The organism is Alcaligenes sp. 1735tsa3, from assembly GCF_024134565.1.
GTDB classification, from domain to species: Bacteria; Pseudomonadota; Gammaproteobacteria; order Burkholderiales; family Burkholderiaceae_B; genus Alcaligenes; species Alcaligenes phenolicus.
The window spans coordinates 3,897,673-3,924,081 of the sequence record NZ_CP099862.1 but is presented as its reverse complement, the minus strand read 5'-3'; the positions used below and the strand labels follow the sequence as shown (position 1 = coordinate 3,924,081).

Here is a 26,409-nt window from a genome sequence, read left to right as displayed (position 1 = left end):
TCAGACTCACACAAGAAGGGGATCAGGCGCGATCGGATTTTTCCTTGGCCTGCACGTCGATCGTTTGAGGATCGGCAGCGCGTTGGCTGACGGTTTCGGGTGTTTTTTCTTCTTCACCCACGTCTTTCATGCCTTCTTTGAAACCTTTGACTGCGCCGCCCAGATCCGAGCCGATATTACGCAGTTTCTTGGTGCCGAAAACCAGGGCAACGATGACCAGAACGATCAGCCAGTGCCAAATGCTAAAGCTACCCATAATGTATCTCCCTTAAGCAGCCATGGCTGCGCGTTGTTGCCATGGGCGCTCACCGCCCAAGATGTGCATGTGTAAATGGTTGATTTCCTGCCCGCCATCCAAACCGTTGTTGATGACAATGCGGAAACCGCCTTCAGGGCCGGGGCGACAACCAGCCTTTGCGGCCAGGGAAGGTGCCAAAGCCATCATTTTACCCAACCATTCGCTATCCTGGCCCGATACGTCCTGCATGGACACGACGTGTTTCTTGGGGATTACCAGGATATGGATAGGTGCAGCTGGGTTGATGTCGTGAAATGCCAGAAAGTCCTCGTCCTCGTACACTTTTTTGGACGGGATCTGATCGGCAGCAATTTTACAAAACAGACAGTTCTCGCTCATAGCAACCTCGGTAGCGAAGCACTTGCTGGGCAAGTGCCAAAAATCTAGGTATCAGGACAGTGTAGCGCGTCTAAATGACAGAATTACACCTGGTCCTTAGGGCGCGAAGCTTTTTCTTCCAGGCCTGATGTACCTTCGCGGCGCAGCAGTTCTGTCAGGACATCGCGGGGCTCCAGACCGTAGTAAGTCAGGGCCACCAGGCTATGAAACCACAGGTCTGCCGTTTCGTAGACGATGCGCTCGCGTTCTTCATCCTTGGCAGCCATGACCAGCTCGGTCGCTTCTTCCCCGATTTTCTTCAGGAATGCATCCGGTCCCTTGGCCAGCAGCTTGGCGGCGTAGGAAGAGGATGGATCCCCGCCTTGTGCAGGCAGGCGGGACTTCAGGGTGCGGCCAAGATGATCGAGGATGGTCTCGACAGTAGGTTGTTCGCTCATCGGTAAATATGCTCCGGGTCTTTCAGGACGGGGTCAACCGCCACCCATTGTGCCTGATCGCTCTGGCCTTGCAGCTGGCGATAAAAGCAGCTTTCACGACCCGTATGACAGGCGATCTGGCCAACCTGCTCCACGCTAAGCAAAATAACGTCGCCATCACAGTCCAGGCGCAAGTCGCTGACATGCTGCACGTGGCCGGATTCCTCGCCCTTGCGCCACAGGCGCTGGCGGGAACGCGACCAGTACACGGCGCGGCCGGTGCTGACGGTCTCTTGCAGGGACTCCTGGTTCATCCAGGCGACCATCAAGATTTTGCCCGTGGCCTGGTCCTGCGCAATCGCGGGGATCAAGCCTTGTTCATCAAAGCGGATTTCAGCCAGCCAGGCCGGTAAGTCAGCCATTAGCGTCGCACCTGAATACCTTGCGCAGCCATGAAATCCTTGGCTTCGGCAATAGTGTGTTGACCGTAGTGGAAGATGCTGGCGGCCAGTACGGCACTGGCGCCGCCCTTGATCACGCCATCGGCCAGGTCTTGCAGGCCGCCCACTCCACCAGAGGCGATAACGGGAACGGAAACCGCCTCGGACACGGCACGAGTCAGTTCCAGATCAAAGCCGGATTTGGTGCCGTCGCGGTCCATGCTGGTCAGCAGCAGTTCGCCGGCGCCGTATTCGGCCATGCGGGCTGCCCATTCCACCACGTCCAGGCCGGTTCCACGACGACCGCCGTGGGTAAAGACTTCCCAGCGGGGGGCTTCGTTTTCAGCACTGACACGGCGTGCATCAATGGCGACGACCATGCATTGCTTGCCATGGTGATCGCTGGCGGCACGCACCAGGTCCGGGTTGCTGATGGCAGCGCTGTTAATGGACACCTTGTCCGCACCGGCATTGAGCAGGCGCTGGATGTCGGCTACTTCGCGCACACCACCGCCCACTGTCAGGGGGATGAAAATCTGACTGGCCACCTGTTCGATGATGGGCAAGATCAGATCACGGTTGTCCGAGGTGGCCGTAATGTCCAGGAAGGTCAGTTCGTCGGCACCCTGGTCGTTGTACTTGCGGGCGATTTCGACAGGGTCTCCGGCATCGACCAGATCCACAAAGTTGATGCCTTTGACCACACGGCCAGCGGTCACGTCCAGACAAGGAATGATGCGGCAGGCTAATTCGTTGGTGACGTCCTGGCTCATGCCTGGTACTCGTCAGCGAAGGTTTGCGCCTCGGCAAAATTCAGGGTGCCTTCGTAAATGCTGCGACCCAAAATCACACCTTCGATGCCTTCGTGCTCTACGGCACACAGGTCTTCAATGTCTTTCAGGTTGGTGACACCGCCGGAGGCGATGACGGGAATCTTCACGTGCTGGGACAGCTTGACGGTGGCTTCGATGTTTACACCAGTCAGCATGCCGTCGCGGCCAATATCGGTGTAGATAATGGATTCGCAGCCGTAGTCTTCAAATTTCTTGGCCAGATCCAGTACGTCGTGGCGGGTCAGCTTGCTCCAGCCGTCGGTGGCGATTTTGCCGTCACGGGCATCCAGGCCAACAATGATGTTGCCAGGAAAGGCGCTGCAGGCGTCTTGCAGGAAACCAGGGCTTTTGACAGCGGCAGTGCCAATAATGACATAGCTCATGCCAGCGTCCAGGTAGCGCTCGATGGTATCCAGGTCGCGGATACCACCGCCGATCTGTACGGGAATTTCACCGTCGATGGCAGCAATAATGGATTTGATGGCTTCGCTGTTCTTGGGCTTGCCGGCAAAAGCGCCGTTCAGGTCCACCAGATGCAGGCGCCGGGCCCCTTGTTCCAGCCATTGTGTTGCTATTTTGGCCGGATCATCCGAGAAAATAGTGGCATCGTCCAGGTCACCCTGGCGAAGGCGCACACAACGCCCGTCTTTGAGGTCGATGGCGGGAATCAAAAGCATGGTCTTTAGCCGTAAAAAACGTAAGAAATACTGGGTCGGAAAAAGTCAGAACAACGCCGGGAAGCTTGCTTGAAAAATCATGGCTTCCAGTTGGCGAAATTCCGGAACAGTTGCAGGCCGTTGTCTGCGCTTTTCTCAGGATGGCATTGCAACGCAAAAATATTAGCGTTTGCTATCGCCGAGGTAAAGCGTTGGCCATAGTGCGTCGAACCACAAGTTTGATCTATATGCAGCGGATCGACAAAGTAGCTATGAACAAAGTAAAAGAACGCGCCATCCTCAATGCCAGCCCATAAGGGATGATCCTGAGTCTGGTGTACGCGGTTCCAGCCAATATGGGGCACTTTCAGCCCGGGGCCGGAGGCGTGGTCGCTGCTTTTGTAGTTCGGGCCCTCAAAACGGCGCACTTGGCCGGGAATCAGACCTAAACAGGGGACATTGCCTTCCTGACTGGAATCGAACAGCATTTGTTCGCCTACGCAAATGCCCAATAAGGGCTTGTTGCGGGCGGCTGTCAGCAAGGCATCGCGCAAACCGGATTGGTCCAGGTGGGCCATGCAATCGGGCATGGCACCCTGGCCGGGTAAGACAACCCGGTCCGCATCCAGAATGGCTTGAGGGGTTTGAGCAAGAACGATGCGCGCATCAGGTGCGGCGGCATGCAGTGCTCGGGCAACCGAGAAAATGTTGCCCGAACCGTAATCGACAATAGCGATAGTGGTCACGATGTGTGTCCGAAGGACGTTTACAGAACCCCTTTGGTCGAAGGCACCACGCCTTCGCTACGTGGGTCCAGCTCCAGAGCCATACGCAATGCTCGGCCAAAGGCTTTGAACACGGTTTCGCACTGGTGGTGTGCGTTTTCGCCGCGCAGGTTATCGATGTGCATAGAAACCAGGGCGTGATTGACAAAACCCTGGAAAAACTCGCGTGCCAAGTCTACATCGAACTGGCCGATTCGTGCGCGGGTAAAGGGCACAAAATAAAACAGGCCGGGGCGACCGGAGAAGTCCACCACTACGCGCGACAGTGACTCGTCCAAGGGCACATAGGCATGGCCGTAGCGGCGCAGACCGGCTTTGCTGCCTACGGCCTTGGCAAAAGCCTGGCCCAGTGCAATGCCGATATCCTCGACAGTGTGGTGATCATCGATGTGGGTGTCGCCCTCACAGTGCACGTCCAGGTCAATCAGACCGTGGCGGGCGATCTGGTCCAGCATGTGGTCCAGAAAGGGCACGCCGCTGTTGAGCGAGTGACGGCCGGTGCCGTCCAGGTTAACGGCCACGCGGATGCGGGTTTCATTGGTATTGCGGGTAATCTCGGCGGTACGCATATCAGTGCCGGCGGCAAGGCCGGTATCAGGATTGGTTCAATCGGAATTGCGCGCTGGCAGCGTGGGCGTACAGGCCCTCGCCTTGTGCCAGCGTAGCGGCTATGGGTCCCAATGTTTGGGCGCCTGATTCTGAAACCTGAATAATGCTGCTGCGTTTCTGGAAATCGTAGACGCCCAAAGGTGACGAGAAACGCGCAGTGCGTGCCGTCGGCAGGACATGGTTAGGCCCGGCACAGTAATCGCCCAGCGATTCGGAGCTGTAGGGGCCCAGGAAAATGGCGCCAGCATGGCGGATTTTGCCCAACAAGTCCTGGGCGTTACGGGTAGAGACTTCCAGGTGTTCCGGCGCGATATGGTTGCTGATCTTACAGGCCTCGTCCAGATCGCGGACGTGGATCAGGGCACCGCGACCAGACAGGCTGCGACGGATGATGTCCGCGCGTGGCATGGTGGGGAGCAGACGTTCGATGGCCGCTTCAACCTGGTCCAGGAAGTCCGCATCGGGACACAGCAAGATGGCCTGGGCCAGCTCGTCGTGTTCAGCCTGGGAGAACAGGTCCATCGCCACCCAGTCAGCAGGAGCACTGCCGTCGCTGATGATCAGGATTTCGGAGGGGCCGGCAATCATGTCGATGCCAACGACGCCAAAGACGCGGCGTTTGGCAGCGGCGACATAGGCGTTGCCGGGGCCGACGATCTTGTCTACCGGCGGGATGGTGTCCGTACCGTAAGCCAAAGCGCCTACAGCCTGCGCGCCACCAATAGTGAACACGCGATCGACACCGCCCAGGGCGGCAGCCGCCAGCACGATGGGGTTGCGCACGCCATCGGGTGTAGGCGTGACCATGATCAGTTCTGGAACACCAGCCACTTTGGCAGGAATGGCGTTCATCAGAACCGAGGAGGGGTAAGCGGCCTTGCCACCGGGAACATACAGTCCCACACGGTCCAAGGGGGTAACTTGCTGACCCAGCACGGTGCCATCGGCTTCCGTGTAGGTCCAGGTTTCAGTGCGCTGATGCTCGTGGTAACGACGCACACGCTCGGCGGCCTGTTCCAGTGCCTTGCGCTGATCGGTAGGCAGGCTGTCCAGAGCCGCAAACAGTTCTTCTTTGGAGATTTCCAGTGCCGAGGCCTGTTCAACAGCCAGTCGGTCAAAGCGCTGGGTGTAATCCAATAAGGCCGTGTCCCCCTCATGCTGGATACGATGCAGAATTTCGGCACAAGCGTGCTCGATAGACGCGTCTTCGGACGCTTCGTAAGCCAGTAGAGTGCGCAGTTCGGCATCGAACTGGGCGGATTGGGAGGTCAGGCGATGGATCAGTGACATGTCGCTATAGGAAAAAGCTAAGGTTCAAGGGCCAGTGTATAACATTTCGCTTAGGCAAAAGGCGGTCTGCGCCTTTTGCGCAAGCAGGATTGTCAGGCTGTTTATCCCCCGCCCGTGGCAGGGGAAGTTTTACTCGTCTACCGAAGCGCGAGAGAAAGCGTCGATCAGGGGTTGCAACTGGGCACCACGATTCTTCATGGCAGCCTGATTGACGATCAAGCGCGAGGAAATGGGGGTGATGTCTTCCACTTCCACCAGCTTGTTGGCACGCAAGGTGCCTCCGCTGGAGACCAGGTCCACAATGGCGTCGGCCAGACCGACCAGCGGAGCCAGTTCCATGGAGCCATACAGCTTGATCAAGTCCACATATACGCCTTTGCTGGCGAAGTGTTCGCGGGCAGCGCGGGTGTATTTGGTGGCGATACGCAGGCGCGAACCTTGCTTGACGGCCGAATGGTAGTCAAAGCCTTCGGCCACGGCCACACACAGGCGGCAACGGGCAATGTTCAGGTCCACGGGCTGGTACAGACCGCCGGGGTGCTGTTCCATGTGCTCGTACAGCACATCCTTGCCGGCAATTCCGATATGGGCGGCACCGTATTGCACGTAGGTTGGCACGTCGGTGGCACGCACAATAATCAGACGCAGGTCCGGGTTATTGGTGGGCAGGATCAGTTTGCGCGACGTTTCGGGGCTTTCCAGCACCTTGATGCCTGCCTCTTCCAGCAAGGGCAGGGTTTCGTCAAAAATCCGGCCTTTGGACAAGGCCAGCGTCAGAGGTTGATTTAAACCGGCGGGACTCATTGGGTTTCCTTGCTGCTGATTCGCTCGATGTTGGCGCCTACGGCTTGAAGCTTGGCTTCCATGCGGTCGTAGCCACGGTCCAGATGGTAGATGCGTTCGACGGTAGTGTCACCCCGAGCCGCCAGGCCTGCAATGACCAGGCTGGCCGACGCACGCAGGTCGGTTGCCATGACGGTGGCGCCAGTCAGGTAAGGAGCGCCGGTAACGACGGCCATATGGCCTTCGATATCGATCTGTGCACCCAGTCGGTTCAGTTCCTGTACGTGCATGTAGCGATTTTCAAAGATGGTTTCCACGACCGAGGCGGTGCCGTCGGCAATGGTGTTCAGTGCCATCAATTGAGCCTGCATGTCCGTGGGGAAGCCGGGGTATTCGCTGGTACGGAAGCTGACCGCCTTGGGGCGACCATTCATGCTGGCCTTGATCCAGTCCGAGCCGGTTTCAATCTGCAGTCCGGCTTCGCGCAGCTTGTCCAGCGTGGCGCCCATGGCGTCAGCATCGGTATTGCGCAAGGTCAGTTCGCCACCGGTAGCGGCAACGGCGCACAGGAACGTACCGGCTTCAATACGGTCGGGGCAGATGGTGTGTTTGGCACCGTGCAGGCGTTCGACACCGTCAATGACGATACGGTCGGTACCGTGGCCCTGGATTTTGGCACCCATTTTGATCAGCAGCTCGGCCAGATCAATAATTTCCGGTTCGCGGGCTGCGTTTTCCAGAATGGTTTGGCCTTCAGCCAGAACGGCGGCCATCATCAGGTTTTCGGTGCCGGTCACCGTCACCATATCCGTGCGCACCACGGCACCGCGCAAGCGTTTGGCGCGGGCATTCACAAAGCCGTGCTCGACATGGATTTCTGCCCCCATGGCCGCCAGACCCTTGATGTGCTGATCTACAGGGCGCTGACCAATGGCGCATCCACCGGGCAGGCTGACGCGGGCCTCGCCAAAGCGGGCCAGCAGGGGGCCCAGCACCAGAATGGAGGCGCGCATGGTTTTCACCAGTTCGTAGGGCGCTTCCAGATTGGTGATGTTGCCTGCATTCAGCTCCAGCGTGCCATTGCGCTCCTGGGTGACACCCAACTGCCCCAACAGCTTCAGGGTGGTGTCGATGTCACGCAGACGCGGGACATTGTCCAGGTACACCGTGTCGGCAGTCAGCAGACTGGCGCACAGAATGGGCAGGGCAGCGTTTTTGGCGCCAGAGACGGTGATCTCGCCATTCAGGCGTTGTCCGCCCGTGATGCGTAATTTATCCATTCGGATTGGCCTTGTATTCGTCGGGGGTAAGCGTGCGCATGGACAGGGCGTGGATTTCGGCTTTCATCCGGTCGCCCAGGGCTTTGTAAACCAGTTGGTGACGAGCAATCAGGCGTTTGCCTTCAAAGGCGGTGCTGACGATTAGGGCCTCAAAGTGCGAACCATCGCCTTGCACTTGCAAGTGTTCACAGGGCAGGTTGTCGGCAATGTATTGGTGAACTTGTTCGGGGGTCGGCAACATGAAATCAATTCCGTAATTTATAGCCTGAGGCAAGCAGGCGTAGCGAAATCAGACACAGCGCAACAAAGACGCTGGCGACAACGGTCAGGCTGAACCAGGGAGAAATATCCGAGGCGGCAAAAAAACCGTAGCGGAACCCGTCAATGGTATAGAGCAACGGGTTCCAGTGTGAAACAGTTTGCCAAAACGGCGGCAGGCTATGAATCGAATAGAACACGCCCGACAGGAACGTCGCAGGCATGATCAGAAAGTTCTGGAACGCCGCCAGTTGGTCAAACTTTTCAGACCACAGTCCGGCGATCAGACCCAAGGTGCCCATGATGCCGCAAGACATGACGGCAAACACCAATACCCATAAGGGCTTGGCCACAGGCAGGGACACGAAGAACAGCGACACCAGCCACACACAGAGGCCCACACAGACACCGCGGGCGATGGACGCCAGCAGATAGGCGGCGAAAATCTCGCGGTGCGACAGCGGTGGCAGCAGGATAAAGACCAGATTGCCAGTGATGCGGCTTTGAATCAGTGATGAGGACGGGTTCGCAAAAGCGTTTTGCAACATGCTCATCATCATCAGGCCCGGAATCAGGAAGGCGGTGTAGGGCACGGAGTCGTATACCGTGACGCGGCCTTCCAGCACGTGGGCGAAAATCAGCAAATACATCAGCGCCGTCAAAACGGGCGCAGCAATGGTCTGAAAGCCCACTTTCCAGAAACGCATCAGCTCCTTGCGCAGCAGCGTAGGAAAGCCCGAGCCCATCTTGGGCTGAGGGGGCAGGCTCAGGGTGCCGATCTTGGCAGCGGGGGCGTCCGTGTTTTGAGGCACGCCCCAGTGTTTGGGAGAATTGTTCTGGTTCACAGTGCGACTCCCATTTTTCCTTCGTTGTGCATGATGCGCACAAATGCATCCTCCAGATCGTGGCCGCCTGCGCGCTCCATAATGGCTTGCGTGGTATCCAGGGCGACGATCTTGCCACTTTTAAGCATGGCCAGGCGACCACAGAGGGCCTGGGCTTCTTCCAGATAGTGGGTGGTCAGCAAGATGGTGTGGCCTTGTTGATTCAGGCGAATGATGAACTCCCACAGCGTGCGGCGCAGGTCCACGTCCACACCGGCAGTGGGCTCATCCAGAATAATGACAGGGGGGCGGTGCACCAGCGCCTGGGCGACCAGAACGCGGCGCTTCATGCCGCCGGACAAGGCGCGCATGTTCACATCGGCCTTGTCGCTCAGGGCCAGATTGGCCAGAATCTCGTCGATCCAGTCGTCATTGTTTTTCAGGCCAAAGTAGCCCGATTGCAGACGCAAGGTTTCACGGACGGTGAAAAAGGGATCGTAAACAATTTCCTGTGGCACCACGCCCAGCGATTGGCGGGCTTTTTGATACTGGGTGCGCACATCGTAACCACAGACACTGACCTGGCCGCTGGTGGGACGGGTCAGGCCGGCCAACATGGAAATCAGGGTTGTTTTGCCGGCGCCGTTAGGGCCGAGCAAGCCGAAAAATTCACCATGTTCGATAGTCAGGCTGACCTGATCGACGGCCAGAAAACCGGCATCGGAACGGGGAGGGGAAAACAGGCTTTTGAGTCCCCGGCTTTGGGGAGCGAAGCGTTTACTGACGTTATCGAGTTTGAAGGCGGACATGGCAATTTGGGTTGGCCTGACGCGGGTGTGGCGGTGTAAGTCGTCGCTGTAGCGTCTTTGTTAACTAAACAGGCCTACGCATGGGCGTAGACCTGTTTGGGGGTGATCAGGCTCTTTATTATAGAGTACGACTCTGGTCTGCTTAAGAATGCCCGACCAAAGCGCCCGTGCTTGCCACGGCCTGTCTTAGCTGTTTTGCTTGTTCAGCGCCTGAATCAGGCCATCAATGCCACCTTGCTCAATTTGCTGGGCAAACTGGTTGCGGTAGTTTTGAATCAGCCAGATGCCTTCCACGTTCAAGTCGTAGATTTTCCAGCCTTCAGGTGTTTTTTCCAGACGGTAATCCACGCCAACCGGGCCACCGTTGGACTGAGTCAGCGAGGAGCGCACCACCACGTCGTCTGCATTGGCATCGCCACGGAACGGCAGGATGGTCAGCTGTGTCTTGTCATCCACGCGGGACAAGGCCCCGCTGTAGGTACGCACCAAGGTGCCCTTGAACGCTTCGACCAGCTTCTGACGCTGTTCGGGGCTGGCTTGACGCCAGTAGCGGCCAGCGGACAGACGTGTCGTCTTTTCCAGGTTCACGTAGGGCATGATGTTTTCGTTCACGGCAGCCAGAATGGCAGCGCGGTCACCCTTGCGGATGGCGTCGCTTTCCTTGACCACTTGCAATGCTTGATTACCGACCGATTCAACAAACTTGTTGGGCTCCCCTTTGGGATCTGCAACTTGTGCCTGGGCTGCGACGGCGTGCAAACACAGAGCCAGGGCCGCACAGACGGTCAGGATCCAGGAAATCAGGCGAGAGGGGGAGGACTGCAAAGCAGTCCCGCCCAAGGCGGGACGGGAAATCATAAAAAACTCCAGAAGAATGTTCTGCGGGCAGCGCGTTTTTATTCGTCTGCGTCCGAGTAGTCAGGCAGGTCCTGGCTGGTGTCGCCACCGGTGCGGCGGGCTTGCACCATCGCATGGCGTCGTTGCAGGTAAGCGTCGCGTATGAAGCTGTAGCGGTCAAGGGCGATGTCGTTAACAAGTTTTTCTGCATCCAGCACGCCAGCACGGGCATCCAAGGCCCACAAACCCAAGATGCTGTTGCGTACCGGTACATCCTTGATCGCCATGATCGGACCCGTGGAGGAGAAGCCTTCCAGGAAGCTGGTGCCACGTGCCACACCGTCGCGAACGGTACTGGGGCCAAAGAAGGGCAGAACCACGTAAGGGCCAGACTTGACGCCCCATACGCCCAGCGTCACACCAAAGTCGTTGGGGATGCGCTTGGAGCCGTTCATGGTGGCAACGTCAATACAACCGCCCAGGCCCATGGTCGAGTTGAACAGGACTCGGCCCAGGGTGTTGAAGAAGTCAACGTGCTCGCCTTGCAGGAAGCTGTTGACGGCCGACCAGGCATCGCCCAGGTTGTTGAAAATGTTACTAATACATGTGCGTGCAGGCTGCGGCGTCAGGGCGTTGTAGCCTTCTGCAATCGGTTTGATCAGCGCGCCGTCCACGGTTTCGTTAAAGGCGTAGATGCCACGGTTCATGCCTTCCCAGGGGTCCTGGGGGTTGGGGTTGGGCACACTGGCGCAACCGGCCACAAGCGCAGCACTGGCACCGATCAGGCTCAAACGGACTCCACGAGGCAGGGAGTAAGAGCGGCGAGTTGTTGTATTCATGGTTGTGTCGTCTGTAATGAGCATGAACGGGCGGGTTTGCTTACTCCGATTTGGAGCCGCCGTCCTTGGAGGCCGTGTTGTAGAGGAACTTGCTGATCAGTTCTTCCAGCACAACCGCGCTTTGAGTATAGGTAATGGTGCTGCCACCTTGCAGGTCCTTGTCGTCGCCACCCGCAGTCAGGCCAATGTACTGTTCGCCCAGCAGGCCTGACGTCAAGATGGAGGCCGAGGTGTCGACAGGAAACTTGTAGTGCTCGTCCATATCCAGGGTGACCACGGCTTTGAAGTCCTTGTTGTCAAAACCAATGGAGCCAACCCGGCCAACGACCACACCGCTGGCCTTGATGGGAGCGCGTGGTTTCAGGCCACCCAGATTATCGAACTTGGCCGATACCTGGTAGGTCTTGGCAAAGGAAAAAGAACTGAGGTTACCCGCACGCAGGGCCAGGAATGCCAGTGCGACCAGCCCCAGCAAAACAAACAGGCCAACCCAGAAATCGGTTTTCTCGCGATTCATAGCTGAGCAATTCCTAAATAGTTAACTGAACATAAGGGCGGTGAGCAGGAAGTCAGTGCCCAATACCGCCAAAGCGCCGCTGACGACCGTGCGTGTGGTCGCGCGAGAAACGCCTTCGGGCGTGGCCTTGGCATGCCAGCCCATATACAGCGCAATCAAGGTCACGATCAGGCCAAACACCAGGCTTTTGATCACTCCGTTGAGTACGTCATCAATGACATCGACACCGTTTTGCATTTGCGACCAGAAGGCGCCCGCATCAATGCCGATCATCTGCACGCCGACGACATAGCCGCCCAGAATGCCGACCATGGAGAACACGGCGGCCAGAATGGGCATGGCAATAATGCCACCCCAAAAGCGCGGTACCAGCAGGCGGCGCAAGGGGTCTACCGCCATGACTTCCATGGCGGCAATCTGTTCACCGGCCTTCATCAAGCCGATTTCGGCGGTTAATGATGTTCCGGCTCGGCCTGCAAACAGCAGGGCGGTGACGACTGGTCCCAGTTCACGTACCAGAGACAGGGCGACCAGCAGGCCCAAGGCCTCTTCGGAACCATAGCGGTTCAGTGTGTAATAACCTTGCAAGCCCAGCACAAAACCCACGAACAGCCCGGAAACGGCAATGATCAGCAGCGAATAGTTGCCAATAAAGTGGATTTGCTGGGAAACCAGACGGGGGCGACGCCACAGCAGGGAAGATCGGGCCAGCAAGGCCACGAACAGGCGGCTGAAGGCACCCAGGCCGTAGATGCTATTGCGTATCGCAGCGCCTAGCGCGTTAATCGGGGCGGTGATGAAATTCATGAGCGCGTCGTCCGATTCTGGAGCCAGGCTTCAAAAGCCGGGGTGACGGGATAGTTAAAGGCGATAGGGCCGTCGGGTTCACCACGCAGGAACTGCTGCACGTAAGGATCCTTGGACGCGCGCAGCTCGGTGGGCGTGCCCTGGGTCAGCAAACGTCCCTGGCCAACAATATAAACCTGGTCGGCAATCGCAAAGGATTCGGCCACATCGTGCGTAATCAATACTGAAGCGCAGTTCAGGCGGTCGGTCAGGTTGCGAATCAGCTGCGCGGTAATGCCCATGGAAATAGGGTCCAGGCCGGCAAAGGGTTCGTCGTACAGAATCAGCTCGGGCTCCAGCACAATGGCACGGGCCAGGGCAACCCGGCGGGCCATACCGCCGGAAATTTCATTGATGCCTAAATGGGCAGCCGCGCGCAGGCCAACGGCGTCCAGCTTGTCCAGTACACGGTCCTGAATGGCGGCTTCGGAGTCGTTTGTCAGCTCCCGCAGGGGAAACGCCACGTTTTCAAACACGTTCAGGTCAGTAAACAGGGCACCCTGTTGAAACAGCACACCCATGCGTTGACGCGTCTGGCGCAGAGCCTCGCCGTCCAGCTTGGCCAAGTCCTGGCCAAAAACCGTAACAGTCCCTTTCTGAGCACGAATTTGTCCGGTCGCAGCACGCAGAAGTGTTGTTTTTCCGGAACCTGACCCCCCCATCATGGCGACGACCTGACCTTTCTGAACGGTCATGGACACGTCCGCGAGCACGGTAAAGGCACCGTAGCCCAGCGAGGCGGAGTCCAGATTTAGTACGGCTCGGTCAGTATTTACAACCATGTCGCGGGCAAAAGGGGATAAAAGGACCTGCCATTGTACCGCTTGCAGCTCTGGCGTCTCAATGTCTTGCGCGCTATGGGGGCGGGATCGTGGCGCTTTTATGAGCCATTTTGTGGCTCTTGATACAGCCACTTACTTCAAACCGGCTTTGGTGGTGAAGCCGCCCTTTTTTGTGTCGAATTTGTTTTAGATAGCGGGTTGTATCAAGGCGAACAGCAATCCGCCGCCTGCCAGCAACCATAAAGGGTTGATGCGACTTAGCAGCAAAATGGCCGTACAGGCCAGAGCCGTGCCCCAGGCCCACAGTCCGCCTTGGGCCGCTTTCAGAATTGTGCCGCTGGCGGCCAGGATCATGCCGGCGGCAATGGGCAGCAGACCAATTTCAATGGCGCGGATGATGCGTGTGCCCTCATAGCGCTTCCAGATTGTTGCCAGGTAATAGATCAGCAGGGCAGAGGGCAGGAAAATGGCGACGGATGCGGCCAGGGCACCGGCCCAGCCAGCCGCCTTCCAGCCCACCAGGGTGACAAGCAAGGATTTCGGGCCGGGTGTCAGGCGCGACAGGGCGAACAGATCCAGAAATTCCTGATTGCTGAGCCAGCCATGGATTTCTACCGATTGCCGGTGAATCTCCGGGATGATGCTTTGCCCGCCCCCTATGGTCAGAAAAGACAGGGGCGCAAAGACGCGCATGAGCTGGAGCAAAACCGTGATCATGATTGCTCCACCGCTTTGTCCCCAAGTTGCAGCCAGGCATACCAGACGGACAGCGGTGCACAGATCAGAATAACGGGGATCAGGCTCCATTCCATGACGAAAATGCCGACAAAAACGGCCAACATGAGGGCAATGGGCACGATTCCGGTGGCGGCGCTGCGCGCCGAGCGTACGCCCATTTCAAGAGACAGGCCAATAGCGGCGGCGGCAATTCCGGCCATGACTTGAGGCACCAGGGTAGAGCCCGTCAGTTGTTCCAGACCAATCAGCATCAAAATGGCCAGCAGTAGCGGGGGAAGCACCATGCCCAGCGTGGCAACTAACGCCCCAGGCCCGGCCAGCAGACGATAACCAATCCATATAGAGAGGTTCACCACATTGATGCCGGGTAGTGCTTGGGACAGCGCCAGACCGCTAAGAAAATCCGCCTGGCTCATCAGGCGCCGCTGAACAACAAACTCACGCATTAACCAGCCACTCAAGCCCCCACCAAAGCTGGTCAGGCCAATGCGGGCAAAGATCAGAAATAGAGCGCTTAAGGATAAAGGGGCAGCTTCTTGAGACCGGGTCATAGAGCAATGAAGGCGGATAGGGCTCGTCAAAAGTGGAAGTTTGAACATTCTGGCATACAAATTAAGCCGTTTTTGCCCTCTTGTGCGCTCGGGTGGCGGCCTGATCCTTCTTGCTGGGGGTGCGGCGTGGCCTTTATTGGCAAGAAAACGGCTGTCGGGCAGCGGTCGTTCAAATTTTTTTCTACCCTCAAGCGCTGCTTATTTGTTTGAAATATTTAAAGATAAAAATTAATTAAAGTGGGTGCAAAAATTAAATAAAAAATGAATTGAAATAAATAAGAAAAGAATTAAAAAAATAACTTGAAACCATGTGTGATGCCCGCTTGAGGGGCCGGGTGCTTCCGGCGGCTAATGAAGGGTGTAATGAGCTTTTTATGGGTTCAATCTGTTGAAATAAAAGAGATTGAAACGATCGTTTGAATTTATGGTGGCTTGCTGGAGCGGCTGAGCAGCCCGATCCGGATCCAAACATGGACAGTTTCATGAAGATGGATTTGATCTATACCCATCTTTGATTGAAAATAAAAAAGACTTTATGGTCGTAAAAGCGGTTGTGCGTGTACGATTATTCGATTGCCTCGCATCGTAGAGCGTCCGTTTGGGACCTTATGCTGCGTGGGGTTTCAGTTTCCTGGAGACAAACCTATGACATCTAGTTCAGCCAGTGCAGTGACGGGCAGTGCCCGTACCTTGCGTCGGGTCGCCGTGTGCGGTGCCGGCGTCATGGGCGCGCAAATTGCCGCCCATTGTGTGAATGCAGGCATACCAGTAGTTCTGTTTGATCTGCCCGCCCGCGAGGGGCCCAAAAATGGCATCGCCCTGCGTGCCATTGCCAATCTGCGCAAAATGAATCCCGCTCCTTTGGGTACGCCAGACCTGGCCGACCTGATCGAGCCCGCCAACTACGACGACAATCTGGACCGTCTGGCCGATTGCGATCTGGTGATCGAAGCCATTGCCGAGCGTCTGGACTGGAAACAGGATCTGTACCGCAAGATCGGGCCAGCACTGAATCCTAATGCCATCATCGCCAGCAACACGTCCGGCCTGTCCATCACTTCCTTGGCAGATGTTTTGCCGGAAGCGTTGCGCCCACGTTTTTGCGGTGTGCACTTTTTCAATCCGCCACGCTACATGAGCCTGGTGGAGCTGATCCCCACGAAATACACCCAGCCAGAGCTGCTGGATGTTCTGGAAACCTTCCTGGTATCGCAACTGGGCAAGGGCGTGGTTCGCGCCAAAGATACCCCCAATTTCATCGGTAACCGCATTGGTGTTTTTGGCATTCTGTCCGTGTTCGAGCAGGCTCGTCGTTTCTCCCTGACTTACGAGCAGGTTGATGAATTGACGGGTACACGTCTGGGTCGAGCCAAATCGGGTACTTACCGTACCGCTGACGTGGTTGGCCTGGACACTCTGGCACACGTGATCCGCACCATGCAGGATCAGCTGCCCGATGACAGCTTCAAAGCACACTTTGGCCTGCCACCAGAAGTGCAGGGCCTGATTGATGCAGGTGCTTTGGGTCAAAAGACCGGTGCCGGTTTCTTCCGCAAGAAGGGCCGTGAAATCCAGCGTTTCGATGCTCAACAGCGCGATTACGTGGCTGCTGACCAGAAAATCGATCCTGATGTCGCCGCCATTCTGGCTGTACGTGACCCGGCTGAGCGCCTGCGCCAGCTGCGCGAGTCCGACAAGCCTCAGGCTCAATTCGTGTGGGCCGTACTGCGCGATACCTTCCACTACAGTGCCATTCATCTGCAAGACATTGCCGACAACGCCCGTCAGCTGGATCTGGCCTTGAAATGGGGCTTTGGTCACAAGCAAGGCCCGTTCGAGATCTGGCAGGCTGCCGGATGGCGTCAGGTGGCCGAATGGATCAACCAGGATATTCAAGACGGCAAGACACTGAGCAGCCAGCCGCTGCCAGACTGGGCGACTCGTGGTCCTGTGTGGGAAGCGCAAGGCGTGCATACCGCTGCCGGTTCCTGGAATCCGTCGCAAAGCCGCTTTGAAGGCCGTAGCGATCTGCCTGTTTACCTGCGCCACATTGGCACACCTTTGCTGGTGGGCGAGGTCGAGTCTCTGGAAACCACCACGGTTTTCGAAGATGAGTCGGTACGCTGCTGGACGCTGCCTGCACCGCACCCACAAGACGTGCTGATCGTGTCCTTCAAGACCAAGATGCACACGCTGAGCCCTGGTGTGGTCAATGGCATGTTCAAGGCGATTGAGCTGGCTGAAGCCTCGTATCAGGCTCTGGTGGTGGCCCAGGATGGTGATCCATTCTCCGCAGGCGCTGACCTGAAAGCCATTTTGCCCGTGTTCGAGAAAGAAGGCGTGGCCGGTGTTGAGCCTGTAGAGCGCGCCATGCAGGACATGGTTCTGCGTATCCGTTACGCCCAAGTACCTGTGGTGGCTGCGGTTGCCGGTCTGGCTCTGGGTGGTGGTTGCGAACTGGCTGTGCATTGCGCGCACCGCGTCGCTCACTTCGAGTCCTACATTGGTCTGGTTGAAGTGGGTGTGGGTCTGGTTCCAGGCGCAGGTGGTCTGGCTTACTCGGCTCGTCGCTCGGCTGAACTGCAAGCCATGGGTGCACCTGATGCCCCGCTGCTGGCCTACCTGAAGCGTTTTGCTCTGGCTATCGCCAGTGCACAGGTGTCGCGCTCCGCTCTGGATGCGCGTCAGCTTGGCTTCCTGAAAGAGTCCGACACCATCGTCATGAACCGTCAGGAACTGGTTTATGTGGCCGTTCGTCAGGCACAGGCTCTGGCCAGCGCCGGTTGGCGTGCTCCATTGCCACGGCGCTTCCCGGTTGCCGGTCGCGATGGCATCGCCACGCTGAAAGCGCAACTGGTGAACATGAAAGAAGGTGGTTTCATCTCGGAATATGACTTCCATATTGCCGAGAAGGTCGTAACCGTGATCTGCGGGGGCGATGTGGATCCAGGCTCGCTGGTGGATGAAGCCTGGATGATGGCGCAAGAGCGGCAGGCCTTCCTGGAGCTGCTCAATTCCCCCAAGACCCAGGAACGTATTACTGGGATGCTGACCACTGGCAAGCCAGTGCGTAACTAGAGCGGATCAAGGAGTAGACATGACTGTACAACAAGCTTATATCGTCGCTGCCAAGCGTACGCCCATTGGAAAAGCGCCTCGCGGTGTGTTTTCGTCCTACCGTCCTGACGAGCTCTTGGCAGAAGCCATTCGCGGCATGCTGGCCGATGTGCCCAAACTGGACCCTGCCGCCATTGAAGAAGTGGTGGCTGGTTGCGCCCTGCCTGAAGGCCCGCAAGGTTTTAACGTTGCGCGTATTTCTGCCTTGCTGGCAGGCCTGCCGCATACCGTGGCCGGGATGACCGTCAACCGCTTCTGCGCCTCGGGTTTGAGCGCCATTGCGATTGCTGCTGACCGTATCCGTACGGGCCAGGCAGACATTATCGTGGCTTCGGGTGTGGAATCCATGAGTCAGGTGCCGGTGATGGGGGTGAATACCACGTTCAGCCCCGAGATTTTCACTTCGGATGAGAACTACGGGATCGCTTACGGCATGGGTCTGACTGCTGAAGAAGTAGCGCGTCAGTGGAAAGTCTCCCGTGAAGATCAGGACGCGTTTGCCCTGGCCTCGCACCAGAAAGCCGTCAAGGCGTGGGAATCGGGCGAGTTCACGGGCGAAGTTCTGCCTGTGACGGTGACACGTCGTCAACCCAACCTGAGCACGCAGGAAATCTCTGTCAAAACTCAAGTGGTTGATCGTGACGAGGGTCCACGCCCTGATACCAGCCTGGAAGTGCTGGGCAAGCTGCGCCCCGTATTTGCGGCGCGTGGCTCGGTCACGGCCGGCAACAGCTCGCAGACTTCGGACGGGGCAGGTGCCTTGCTGGTTGTTTCCGAACGCGCCTTGCGTGAGCACAATCTGACTCCGCTGGCCCGTTTCGTGACTTTCTCGGTCCGTGGTGTGCCACCAGCAATCATGGGTATCGGTCCTAAAGAAGCCGTACCTCATGCGCTGGCCTTGGCTGGCCTGAAGCAAGACCAGATGGACTGGATCGAGCTGAACGAAGCCTTTGCTGCTCAATCTCTGGCGGTGATTCGTGATTTGGGCCTGGACCCCGAGCGCGTCAATCCGCTGGGTGGCGCTATTGCCATGGGTCACCCTCTGGGTGCGACTGGTGCCATGCGTGCCGCCACCGTGGTTCATGCCTTGCAGCGTCGTCAGCTGAAATACGGCATGCTCACCATGTGTATCGGTACAGGCATGGGAGCCGCCGGGATTTTCGAGCGGACATAATTTCCGATCTGCTGCTGTTTCTATCGTTGCTGGACAAAGCCGCCTTCGGGCGGCTTTTTTATTGGGGCGTCCCCCGCATCGGTGAGCAATAGCACAATACGTGTAAGCAAATTTGCTTAAAACCCGCTAAATGTCAAAAAAGTAAAGTTTTGTTGTTGTCATAGAGTAGACATGGGCTCGGGCCATAGTCCTTTTCATTGTGTTGAACAGCTCACACGGAGGATGTATGGGATTGCCCTTGCGCATGGTGTCCAGCCTGCACGTTCCCCCCATGTTCTGGCAGGGACGGGTCAAGGCTCGTCTGGAGTCGGGGCAGTTTGAAGTCGACTGCGGCGAGCGCTGCCGGATTGTGCCGCAGGCCGTCAGTTGCCTGGTGCAGCCGCAAGTGGGCGACAAGGTCTGGGTAGGCGGTGCGGATGGCGAGCAGGCCTATGTGTTCGCCGTGCTGGAGCGACCCGAGGGCGGGGCTTTGCATCTGATCGCCGAGCAGGGCTTGCATGTGCAGGCGGCCCAGGGTGGGGTACATATCCAGTCCGAGGCGGACCTGACTTTGCAGGCAGGTGGCCATTTGCGCCAGTCTGGCCGGGAGATGAGCCTGACCGCAGGCACGCTGCGGATTTTGTCGCGCGTGCAGGAAACCGTGGCGGATCGCCTGTCCCAAGTGTGCAATCACGTATTTCGTCTGACTGAAAAAGAGGAGCGTTGGCGTGGGGGCCGCATGGACGTGCAGGCCCAGCATCAAATGCGTTTGCATGCCCGCCATACCTTGATGACTGCGCGCGAGCTGGTCAAAGTCGACGCTGACCAAATCCATATGGGGTAAGCATGCTGACAGAACGCCTTGTACAAGTGCATAGCCCGCTCGGGCCGGAGGTCTTGCTGTTTCAGGCTCTGCAAGGTCGGGAAGCCTTGTCCCAGCCTTTTGAATTGCAGGTGGATGTGGTCTGCAATACCCCCTTGCTGGATTTGCGCAGCTTGCTGGGCGAGTCCCTGAGCCTGGAAATCAAAACACCTTTTGCGGTGCCGCGCTTTCTGGATGGCCGTATCAGCGCATTTCGCCTGATGGGTAAAACGGGCCGCAGCGACCGTTTTTATACGTATCGGGCCACCTTGCGCCCCTGGCTCTGGTTCTTGAGCCAGAACATGGACAGCCGGATCTTTCAGGAAAAGACCGTGCCCGAGGTTTTGCAGGATGTGCTGGGCCGCTACCCCTTTGCCTGGGAGTCGCGCCTGACGCAGGACTATCCGCGTCAAACCTATTGCGTTCAGTATCAGGAAAGCGACTTTCAGTTTGTTAGCCGCTTGATGGAACGCGAGGGGATTTACTACTGGTTTGAGCACCGTAATGGCGCCCATACCCTGGTGATGGCCGACGATGTGGGTCAACATGCGGCTGCGCCCTGGCTTTCTGAGCTGCCCTTTGTTTCCCCCGATCGGGTAGCGCATCCTGATGTTGAGCATATCCATGCCTGGCACCCGTATGAGCAAGTCACTCCGGGTCGCTACGCGACCGCTGACTACGACTATTGCAAGCCGGGAGCCAGCCTGGACGCCACGCGCAGCAACCCAGCTGAACACGCCTTGGGTGATTTGGAAGTCTACGAATGGGCGGGTGGCTACACCGAGCCTCAACATGGTGAACATTACTCCCGCTTGCGGCTGGAAGCCTTGCAGGCAGTACGTAGCCAGGCTCAAGCCCAGACTAATGCGCGTGGTGTCGCGCCGGGTTATTTGCTGTCCGTACGCAATCATCCGCGCCCCGAGGACAACCGCGACTATCTGGTGACGCAGGTCGATTACGACTTTCTGGATGTAGGCCATACCGGCGAGAGCGGCATGGCCAGTCACTACTTCATTGATTTTCTGGTGATCCCGTCCAGCCAGCCGTATCGCCCGTTGCGACGCACACCTATTCCGCGTACCTACGGCCCGCAAACGGCCAAGGTGGTGGGCAAGAGCGGCGAGCAACTGTGGACCGATCAATATGGTCGCATCAAGGTTCAGTTTTTGTGGGATCGCTACGGGCAGGCCAATGAAAACAGCTCCTGCTGGCTGCGTGTTTCCAGCCCGTGGGCAGGTGGCGGCTTTGGTGGCATTCAACTGCCCCGAGTGGGCGACGAAGTGATTGTGGATTTTCTGGGGGGTGACCCGGACCGGCCCATTGCCGTCGGTCGTGTGTATAACGCCAGTAATATGCCGCCCTGGAACCTTCCGGACAATGCCACACAAAGCGGCTTTCTAAGCCGTTCCAAAGACGGTGATCCCAGCAACGCCAACGCCTTCATGTTCGAGGACAGAGCCGGACAGGAGCGTATCTGGCTGCATGCCGAGCGCAATCTGGATACGGAAGTCGAGGGTGATGAAACCCATACCGTCGACGGTAACCGGACTACTGTGGTCACAGGCCACGATACCTTGAGCGTCATGGCAACCCGCACGACAACGGTGCAGGATCTGGAAACCGAGACATTCAATAGCGGCGTCGTACGTACGGTCATCGGGGATCTGGTTGAAACCATAGAAGGCGAGCAGACCCGAACTCATACCGGTGATGTGACGCGTACCGTGACGGGCAATGTCACCGACACCTTGACCGGCGATTTGACCCGAACCATCACCGGCGAGGTCACTCATACGGTCACGGGCGATGTCACGGATTCCATCACCGGCACTCGCAACTCCACCCAAACCGGCGATTACACCCGCACGATTACCGGCGCGGTGGATTACACCGTGACTGGCGATGTCAAAGAAACCATTACAGGTGATGTGGACCTGACCACCACCGGCAATATCACTGACACCCTGACTGGCAATCTGACCAAAAGCATTTCCGGTCCTGTGGACATTACCGCCGCAGCGGGCGTGAACATCACCACGCCTAGCTGGAAGGTGAATGTCACAGGTATTGAAAAATGGTGGATTCCGCATACCGAAAAAGTGACGGGGTTCCGCCTGAACGGCACGATTTCCTCGCTGGATGCCTGGGGTATTCGGGCGCAGGGCTATCTGGTCAATTTCCAGGCTGCCGTCATGAAGATGGACCACTCGGCCTTCAAGGACGAGAAAGCCTACGCCGCGATCAAGACCAGTGCGGTGTATCTGGGCAAGCAGGCGGTGCGCGTCGGCAGTTCGGCTCTGCGTTTGGCCAAGTCCGGCTTGCACATCTTTTTTTAAGGACGTCCGCGACGATGCTGGGACAGATTATATGGATGGCTTTCAGCGCTTTGATGGGAGCCATCATGATTTCGATTGGTATTGCCCTGGAATGGCGAGATTGGCTGCCTTATCTGGTCATCTTGCCCATGCTGATCGCAGTGGGCGGTTTTGTGGCGGGGTACAGGGGTTTTACGCGCTATTGGCGTGCTCGTCCTGAGGAACGCTTGTATCAGCGTCTGCATCGTGCCGAAGTCGTCCCCCAACAGGCAATGATCGTCTCTCAGGACGAGCTGCTGCCAGAAGTCTTCAAATCTGCTTATCCGCTAGTGCGCCTGGGTCTGGACGTAGATGGCCAGAAAACCCATGTGGATGTGCTGGTGCAGCCCGAACTGAGCAAGCGATTCAAGCCGGGTAATTGGGTCAGCGTACTGTGCGATCCGGCCAATGCTCAGCTGTGTGCTCTGAACCGTGAACAGGTGACCTTGCAGCTGAAACCTGCCGCCAACTCCTATGGGGATTGATTGATGGTGGCGCTGGCTTCGCAGTTGATCGGGGATGACGCACACGCGGGTCCGGAGCAGTCAGGCAGTGCTCCTGCTCCAAGTCAGTCCTGCTCGTGCTCTCCCAAAGGACAAGTCCCATGCGCATCGTAAAGCCCTTGCGCTTGGGTGTTTTGGCACGCCCCTGGAGCTGGCGCGGACAACACGCGCTAAGCGTGTCGGTACAGGCCTGGTGTTCCATGGATGCCCCGCATGTCTTGAGCACCGATGCACGTATGTGGCAAAGCGTATCCGGCCTGATGCAGGACGACGATGTGCTGGATCTGGCCTTGCCCAAACCTTGTGCAGAGTTTCTGGTCTCTGGCCATGCCTGCGCTCCTGGTGGTGAGCCGGTATCCCAACTGGCAGTACAAGCACGTGTCGGCCCGATAGAAAAGCAACTGGCTGTATTTGGGCAACGGCAGTGGCGACAAGGCAGGCCGGGGGAGGCAGAGCCTTTTACCCGCGTGCCTTTGGATGGCAGCCGTAGCTGGGGCGGGCCGCAGTATCCCGATAATCCCGCGGGCATGGGAATGGAAGCAGCCAGTCCGGGCGAACCGCTTTGCTTGCCGCAGGTAGAGCCTTGGGAAGGGCGCTTGCACCGTTCTGGCCAGCAGGGCCGTCCAGCGGGTTTGGGGCCGGTATCGCCTTTGCGACCACGTCGCTTTCGTTTGGCGGGCCGTTATGACCCCGCCTGGCAGCAAGGCGATCCCGGCATGATGCTGGACAGCCTGGACCCACATTTTTTCAATGCTGCTGAACCGGACCAGTGGTGGCGTGAACAAAGTCATTGGCCCGCAGACAGTTCTTGGGAACTACACCATCTGCACGCTCAGCGACCCCGATGGAGTGGCAGCTTGCCGCAGTGGGAGGCGATCTGCTTGTATCAGGATCGTCGTCTACCTGGTTTGCAAAAGCTGGACCTGCGGCACACCACCGTTTGGTTCTTTCCTGATTTGGGCCACATGCTCTTGCTGTACCAAGGAAGCGTGCCGGTTCAGGACGCGCAGGCGCAAGATGTGAACTTATTAATGCCTGCCCTGGAGCCCTTGGGGCAGCCGCGTGGTCAGGACCATTACGAGCAAGTGCTGCGCTTGCGTAGCGAAGGCGATCAGGCCGGATTATTTGCCTTGCGCGACCAGGATTTGCTACCCGCTGACTGCTGCGCACCTTTGGATGATTTTCAGACTAGCGCAGACGACCCTTTGTCCTTGACCATGCGGATGCGCCTGGAGCGCTGGGCGCAGGACGCGGCACAGGAACACCCGGCTTGGCAGAACGAGCTGTTTTCCTTGGCGCAGGCTGGGCCTCCCAAACCTATGGATGTGGACCGAACGGATTGGGTGCAGGAAGTGCGCCAAGCCAATCGCCAGCAATGGGATGCGCGTCAGCAGATGGAAGAGGGCATGGCGAAAGTGCAGGACTTGCAGCGTGAATCTCCCTTTCAGGATCAGGCCAGCACTCGTGTGACGGCTCGTGATACACAGCGCATGTTGTGCGAGCTGGATGCAGCGGCCAGCGACCAGGCGCCTGTGTCCGGCTTGCTATCCAAACCTATGGAGCAGGCCAGACGTGCGATGCAAACCTATGCCCCTGCACCGCCTGCTGCCTCTGATCTGCGTCAGCAGCGTTTGCGCAGGCGAGTGGAGTTGATTCTGGCCGGAACCCGCAATCTGTCTGGCCTGGACTTGAGCGGTCTGCATTTGCAGGACTTCGATTTCTCCGGGGTGCGCTGTGTTGGCACCTGCTTTAACGATGCGGTTCTACGGCAAGGCACGTTTGCAGGAGCTGATTGCTCGGGAGCCACATTTGTGCGGGCGCGATTGGAGCAGGTTCAATTCAATCAGTCCCAATTGGATGATGTGGATTTCAGTGCGGCAGTACTGCAATCCGTACAGTTTCGTCAGGTGCAGGCGGCCCGATGGCAGCCGCGCGAGTCCAGTTGGCAGGATGTCTTGTTCCAGCAGTCGAACCTTCAGGAGCAGGAGTGGCTGGATGTGGACTTGCTGCGCTGCACCTTCGAGACCTCGCAGTTAAGTGGCGTGCAATATTTGATGCGCTCGCGCTTGTCCGAATTGTCTTATCTGGATTGCCAGTTGCAGCAATGCGCTTGGCTGGACTGTGATCTGCGGGACCTGTCCTTGAGGGGCTCCAGCCTGGAGGACACGTCCTGGCTGCTGGGTCTGTTGGACGGTGTGCTCGATTGCCGTGACAGCCGCTGGCGTCAAAGCGTGGTGTCCGGCGTGGACATGCCGGGGTCAGACTGGCGCGGTGCCCGCTTGGAAGAAAGCAATTTGCGTGGGCTGGATTTGTCGCAATCCTGTTTTGAACAGGCCCAACTGATTCGCTGTGATTTATCCGGTGCCAATCTCCAGGGGTCGCAATGGACGCAGGCCCGCCTAAGTGACTGCATTCTGATCGAGACTGACTTTAGCCAAGCCATCATGAACAAGGTGGATATGAGCAATAGCCTGGCCGGGGGCGCGAATGTTCAAGGCACGATGCTGGATACCGTGAACTTCTTCCGCGCTGATTTGATGGGTTTGCAAACGGATGCGCGTACCCGCAGCCGTAATCTGTATCTGCGCACGGCACGCCGCGACCCTGCCGGGGGGCAAGCCTGATGGACGCACATGCTTTGCGTTTGCGCATTCGGCAAGGTGAGCCTTTGCTGGGGCTGGATTTCAGCGATCTGTATTTGCCCCCGGGCGATTATTCAGGAGCGGTGTTCATCGCTTGTCGCCTGCCGCGTGTGCAAGCCTTGGGCGTCAATCTGACAGGTAGCCGCTTTCATCAATGTGACTTGAGCGGAGCAGTACTGGACGCCAGTGTGCTCGATGGCTGCGCCTTTATGGAATGCGTGTTGATCGGCTTGTCCTGCAAGCATGTCCAGGCCAGGGAGGTGATGTGGCAGGACTGTGATTTACAGGGCGCTATCTGGCAAGGCGGAGCCTGGAGCGACACTCACTGGGCGCAATGCATCTTGCAATCGGGCAACTTCGACCAAGCTCTTTTGCAGCGCTGCACTTGGACTGGCTGCCGCGCAGGGGGCTTGTCCTTGCAGTCGACCCGTCTGGAAGATGTGGTGGTCACCGAAATGGATTGGCGGGGCAGCACTCTGGCCGGTAGTCGCTGGCACAGGGTGACGGCCAAAACCTGCAATTTCCAGGGCATGGATCTGTCGGGGCTGGATTTCAGCGGCAGTGTCTTGATGGAGTCCGACTTTACTCAAGCGGATCTAAGCCACGCTCGTCTTTACGGCACCAATTTCAAGTCTGCCATCTTGAATCAGGCCGTGCTGAACAAGGTCCAAGCCAAGCAGGCTTTATTTGTTCAGGCACAGGCTCAAGGACTGCAGATTCGGGAGGCGGATCTGACACAAAGTCTGTGGGCTCAAGCCCACGCTCCCGAGGCAGATTTTCGTGGCTCTTTTTTGCAGCAGGCCTACTTCGCGCAGGCAGTGTTGGAGCGGGCCCGTTTCGAGCATAGCCAACTGCGCTATGCGGATTTCTCGTATGCAGATTGCCGCCGTGCTTGCTGGGATGGCGCACATTTTGAGCGCACCCAGTTTCATCGTTGCTTGCTGGACAAGGCCGGGCAAGAACAGGCCGCAGGCTGCCTGCTCAATGACCCGGCCTTGCACGAGTCTGAGAGCTGGACCGCGCGTCATATGAATCTTGAATAAGGAGC

At 57.7% G+C, this 26,409-nt stretch carries 28 protein-coding genes; 7 read left to right on the top strand and 21 right to left on the bottom strand.

Annotated features, from left to right (window positions below):
• Positions 1-22: 22 nt before the first annotated feature.
• From tatA to NIZ92_RS17955, 21 genes are all read right to left on the bottom strand, one after another.
• Positions 23-256: a Sec-independent protein translocase subunit TatA gene (tatA, locus tag NIZ92_RS18055; RefSeq protein WP_021447245.1), complete on the bottom strand. Its 234-nt coding sequence runs from the start codon at positions 254-256 to the stop codon at positions 23-25.
• Positions 257-268: 12 nt separating this feature from the next.
• Entirely contained in the window at positions 269-637 is a 369-nt protein-coding gene (locus NIZ92_RS18050; RefSeq protein ID WP_026483636.1) for a histidine triad nucleotide-binding protein, read from the bottom strand.
• An 83-nt stretch (positions 638-720) separates the two neighbouring features.
• Positions 721-1,074 carry a phosphoribosyl-ATP diphosphatase gene (locus NIZ92_RS18045; RefSeq protein ID WP_021447244.1) on the bottom strand — a complete coding sequence of 118 codons (354 nt, stop codon included), beginning with the start codon at positions 1,072-1,074 and terminating at the stop codon, positions 721-723.
• The gene (gene hisI, locus NIZ92_RS18040; RefSeq protein ID WP_009455478.1) at positions 1,071-1,475 is read right to left on the bottom strand and encodes a phosphoribosyl-AMP cyclohydrolase; all 405 of its coding nucleotides are present in this window, start codon (positions 1,473-1,475) and stop codon (positions 1,071-1,073) included. The genes NIZ92_RS18045 and hisI overlap by 4 nt, the downstream gene beginning before the upstream one ends.
• Positions 1,475-2,266 carry an imidazole glycerol phosphate synthase subunit HisF gene (gene hisF / locus NIZ92_RS18035; protein WP_035269852.1) on the bottom strand — a complete coding sequence of 264 codons (792 nt, stop codon included), beginning with the start codon at positions 2,264-2,266 and terminating at the stop codon, positions 1,475-1,477. Before hisF ends, hisI begins: the two co-directional genes overlap by 1 nt.
• Positions 2,263-3,003, bottom strand: coding sequence for a 1-(5-phosphoribosyl)-5-[(5-phosphoribosylamino)methylideneamino]imidazole-4-carboxamide isomerase (gene hisA / locus NIZ92_RS18030; RefSeq protein ID WP_009455480.1), 741 nt, complete (start codon positions 3,001-3,003; stop codon positions 2,263-2,265). Before hisA ends, hisF begins: the two co-directional genes overlap by 4 nt.
• A 77-nt stretch (positions 3,004-3,080) precedes the next feature.
• Positions 3,081-3,728: an imidazole glycerol phosphate synthase subunit HisH gene (gene hisH, locus NIZ92_RS18025; RefSeq protein ID WP_009455481.1), complete on the bottom strand. Its 648-nt coding sequence runs from the start codon at positions 3,726-3,728 to the stop codon at positions 3,081-3,083.
• A gap of 20 nt (positions 3,729-3,748) precedes the next feature.
• Positions 3,749-4,336 carry an imidazoleglycerol-phosphate dehydratase HisB gene (hisB, locus tag NIZ92_RS18020; RefSeq protein WP_009455482.1) on the bottom strand — a complete coding sequence of 196 codons (588 nt, stop codon included), beginning with the start codon at positions 4,334-4,336 and terminating at the stop codon, positions 3,749-3,751.
• 25 nt (positions 4,337-4,361) lie between these two features.
• Complete coding sequence (gene hisD / locus NIZ92_RS18015; RefSeq protein ID WP_254002400.1) at positions 4,362-5,666, bottom strand: histidinol dehydrogenase; 1,305 nt, start codon at positions 5,664-5,666, stop codon at positions 4,362-4,364.
• Positions 5,667-5,795: 129 nt separating this feature from the next.
• Entirely contained in the window at positions 5,796-6,470 is a 675-nt protein-coding gene (hisG, locus tag NIZ92_RS18010; protein WP_009455485.1) for an ATP phosphoribosyltransferase, read from the bottom strand.
• Positions 6,467-7,729 (bottom strand): UDP-N-acetylglucosamine 1-carboxyvinyltransferase, encoded by a 1,263-nt coding sequence (murA, locus tag NIZ92_RS18005; RefSeq protein WP_060185453.1) that lies wholly within the window; start codon positions 7,727-7,729, stop codon positions 6,467-6,469. The genes hisG and murA overlap by 4 nt, the downstream gene beginning before the upstream one ends.
• Positions 7,722-7,970 (bottom strand): BolA family protein, encoded by a 249-nt coding sequence (locus NIZ92_RS18000; protein ID WP_009455487.1) that lies wholly within the window; start codon positions 7,968-7,970, stop codon positions 7,722-7,724. Before NIZ92_RS18000 ends, murA begins: the two co-directional genes overlap by 8 nt.
• Before the next feature lie 4 nt (positions 7,971-7,974).
• Positions 7,975-8,733, bottom strand: a complete 759-nt coding sequence (locus NIZ92_RS17995; RefSeq protein WP_042486095.1) for an ABC transporter permease — start codon at positions 8,731-8,733, stop codon at positions 7,975-7,977.
• 95 nt (positions 8,734-8,828) lie between these two features.
• Positions 8,829-9,620, bottom strand: a complete 792-nt coding sequence (locus tag NIZ92_RS17990) for an ABC transporter ATP-binding protein (protein ID WP_009455490.1) — start codon at positions 9,618-9,620, stop codon at positions 8,829-8,831.
• 186 nt (positions 9,621-9,806) lie between these two features.
• Positions 9,807-10,478, bottom strand: coding sequence for a phospholipid-binding protein MlaC (locus NIZ92_RS17985; protein WP_035269860.1), 672 nt, complete (start codon positions 10,476-10,478; stop codon positions 9,807-9,809).
• Between the two features lie 38 nt (positions 10,479-10,516).
• A complete protein-coding gene (locus tag NIZ92_RS17980) occupies positions 10,517-11,296 on the bottom strand; it encodes a VacJ family lipoprotein (protein WP_051359147.1) in 780 nt (259 codons plus the stop codon).
• 40 nt (positions 11,297-11,336) lie between these two features.
• The gene (gene mlaD / locus NIZ92_RS17975; RefSeq protein ID WP_254002399.1) at positions 11,337-11,813 is read right to left on the bottom strand and encodes an outer membrane lipid asymmetry maintenance protein MlaD; all 477 of its coding nucleotides are present in this window, start codon (positions 11,811-11,813) and stop codon (positions 11,337-11,339) included.
• Between the two features lie 21 nt (positions 11,814-11,834).
• Positions 11,835-12,620, bottom strand: a complete 786-nt coding sequence (mlaE, locus tag NIZ92_RS17970; RefSeq protein WP_226348228.1) for a lipid asymmetry maintenance ABC transporter permease subunit MlaE — start codon at positions 12,618-12,620, stop codon at positions 11,835-11,837.
• Positions 12,617-13,441, bottom strand: a complete 825-nt coding sequence (locus tag NIZ92_RS17965) for an ABC transporter ATP-binding protein (RefSeq protein ID WP_254002398.1) — start codon at positions 13,439-13,441, stop codon at positions 12,617-12,619. The genes mlaE and NIZ92_RS17965 overlap by 4 nt, the downstream gene beginning before the upstream one ends.
• Before the next feature lie 186 nt (positions 13,442-13,627).
• Positions 13,628-14,158 (bottom strand): chromate transporter, encoded by a 531-nt coding sequence (locus NIZ92_RS17960; RefSeq protein ID WP_021447240.1) that lies wholly within the window; start codon positions 14,156-14,158, stop codon positions 13,628-13,630.
• Positions 14,155-14,730 carry a chromate transporter gene (locus tag NIZ92_RS17955; protein WP_060185452.1) on the bottom strand — a complete coding sequence of 192 codons (576 nt, stop codon included), beginning with the start codon at positions 14,728-14,730 and terminating at the stop codon, positions 14,155-14,157. Before NIZ92_RS17955 ends, NIZ92_RS17960 begins: the two co-directional genes overlap by 4 nt.
• A gap of 723 nt (positions 14,731-15,453) precedes the next feature.
• On the opposite strand from NIZ92_RS17955, the gene NIZ92_RS17950 reads away from it, so the two are divergent.
• The 7 genes from NIZ92_RS17950 (at position 15,454) to NIZ92_RS17920 (ending at position 26,404) form a co-directional block, all read left to right on the top strand.
• On the top strand, positions 15,454-17,808 hold the full coding sequence (locus NIZ92_RS17950; protein ID WP_232467074.1) for a 3-hydroxyacyl-CoA dehydrogenase/enoyl-CoA hydratase family protein: 2,355 nt from the start codon (positions 15,454-15,456) through the stop codon (positions 17,806-17,808).
• A gap of 19 nt (positions 17,809-17,827) precedes the next feature.
• Entirely contained in the window at positions 17,828-19,021 is a 1,194-nt protein-coding gene (locus NIZ92_RS17945) for an acetyl-CoA C-acyltransferase (RefSeq protein WP_009455514.1), read from the top strand.
• A 226-nt stretch (positions 19,022-19,247) separates the two neighbouring features.
• On the top strand, positions 19,248-19,844 hold the full coding sequence (locus tag NIZ92_RS17940) for a DUF3540 domain-containing protein (protein ID WP_254002397.1): 597 nt from the start codon (positions 19,248-19,250) through the stop codon (positions 19,842-19,844).
• Positions 19,845-19,846: 2 nt separating this feature from the next.
• Positions 19,847-22,198 carry a type VI secretion system Vgr family protein gene (locus tag NIZ92_RS17935; protein ID WP_254002396.1) on the top strand — a complete coding sequence of 784 codons (2,352 nt, stop codon included), beginning with the start codon at positions 19,847-19,849 and terminating at the stop codon, positions 22,196-22,198.
• Between the two features lie 35 nt (positions 22,199-22,233).
• Positions 22,234-22,701 carry a hypothetical protein gene (locus NIZ92_RS17930; protein ID WP_128831597.1) on the top strand — a complete coding sequence of 156 codons (468 nt, stop codon included), beginning with the start codon at positions 22,234-22,236 and terminating at the stop codon, positions 22,699-22,701.
• A gap of 119 nt (positions 22,702-22,820) precedes the next feature.
• Positions 22,821-25,343 (top strand): pentapeptide repeat-containing protein, encoded by a 2,523-nt coding sequence (locus NIZ92_RS17925; protein ID WP_254002395.1) that lies wholly within the window; start codon positions 22,821-22,823, stop codon positions 25,341-25,343.
• On the top strand, positions 25,343-26,404 hold the full coding sequence (locus NIZ92_RS17920; RefSeq protein WP_254002394.1) for a pentapeptide repeat-containing protein: 1,062 nt from the start codon (positions 25,343-25,345) through the stop codon (positions 26,402-26,404). The genes NIZ92_RS17925 and NIZ92_RS17920 overlap by 1 nt, the downstream gene beginning before the upstream one ends.
• Positions 26,405-26,409: the final 5 nt, after the last annotated feature.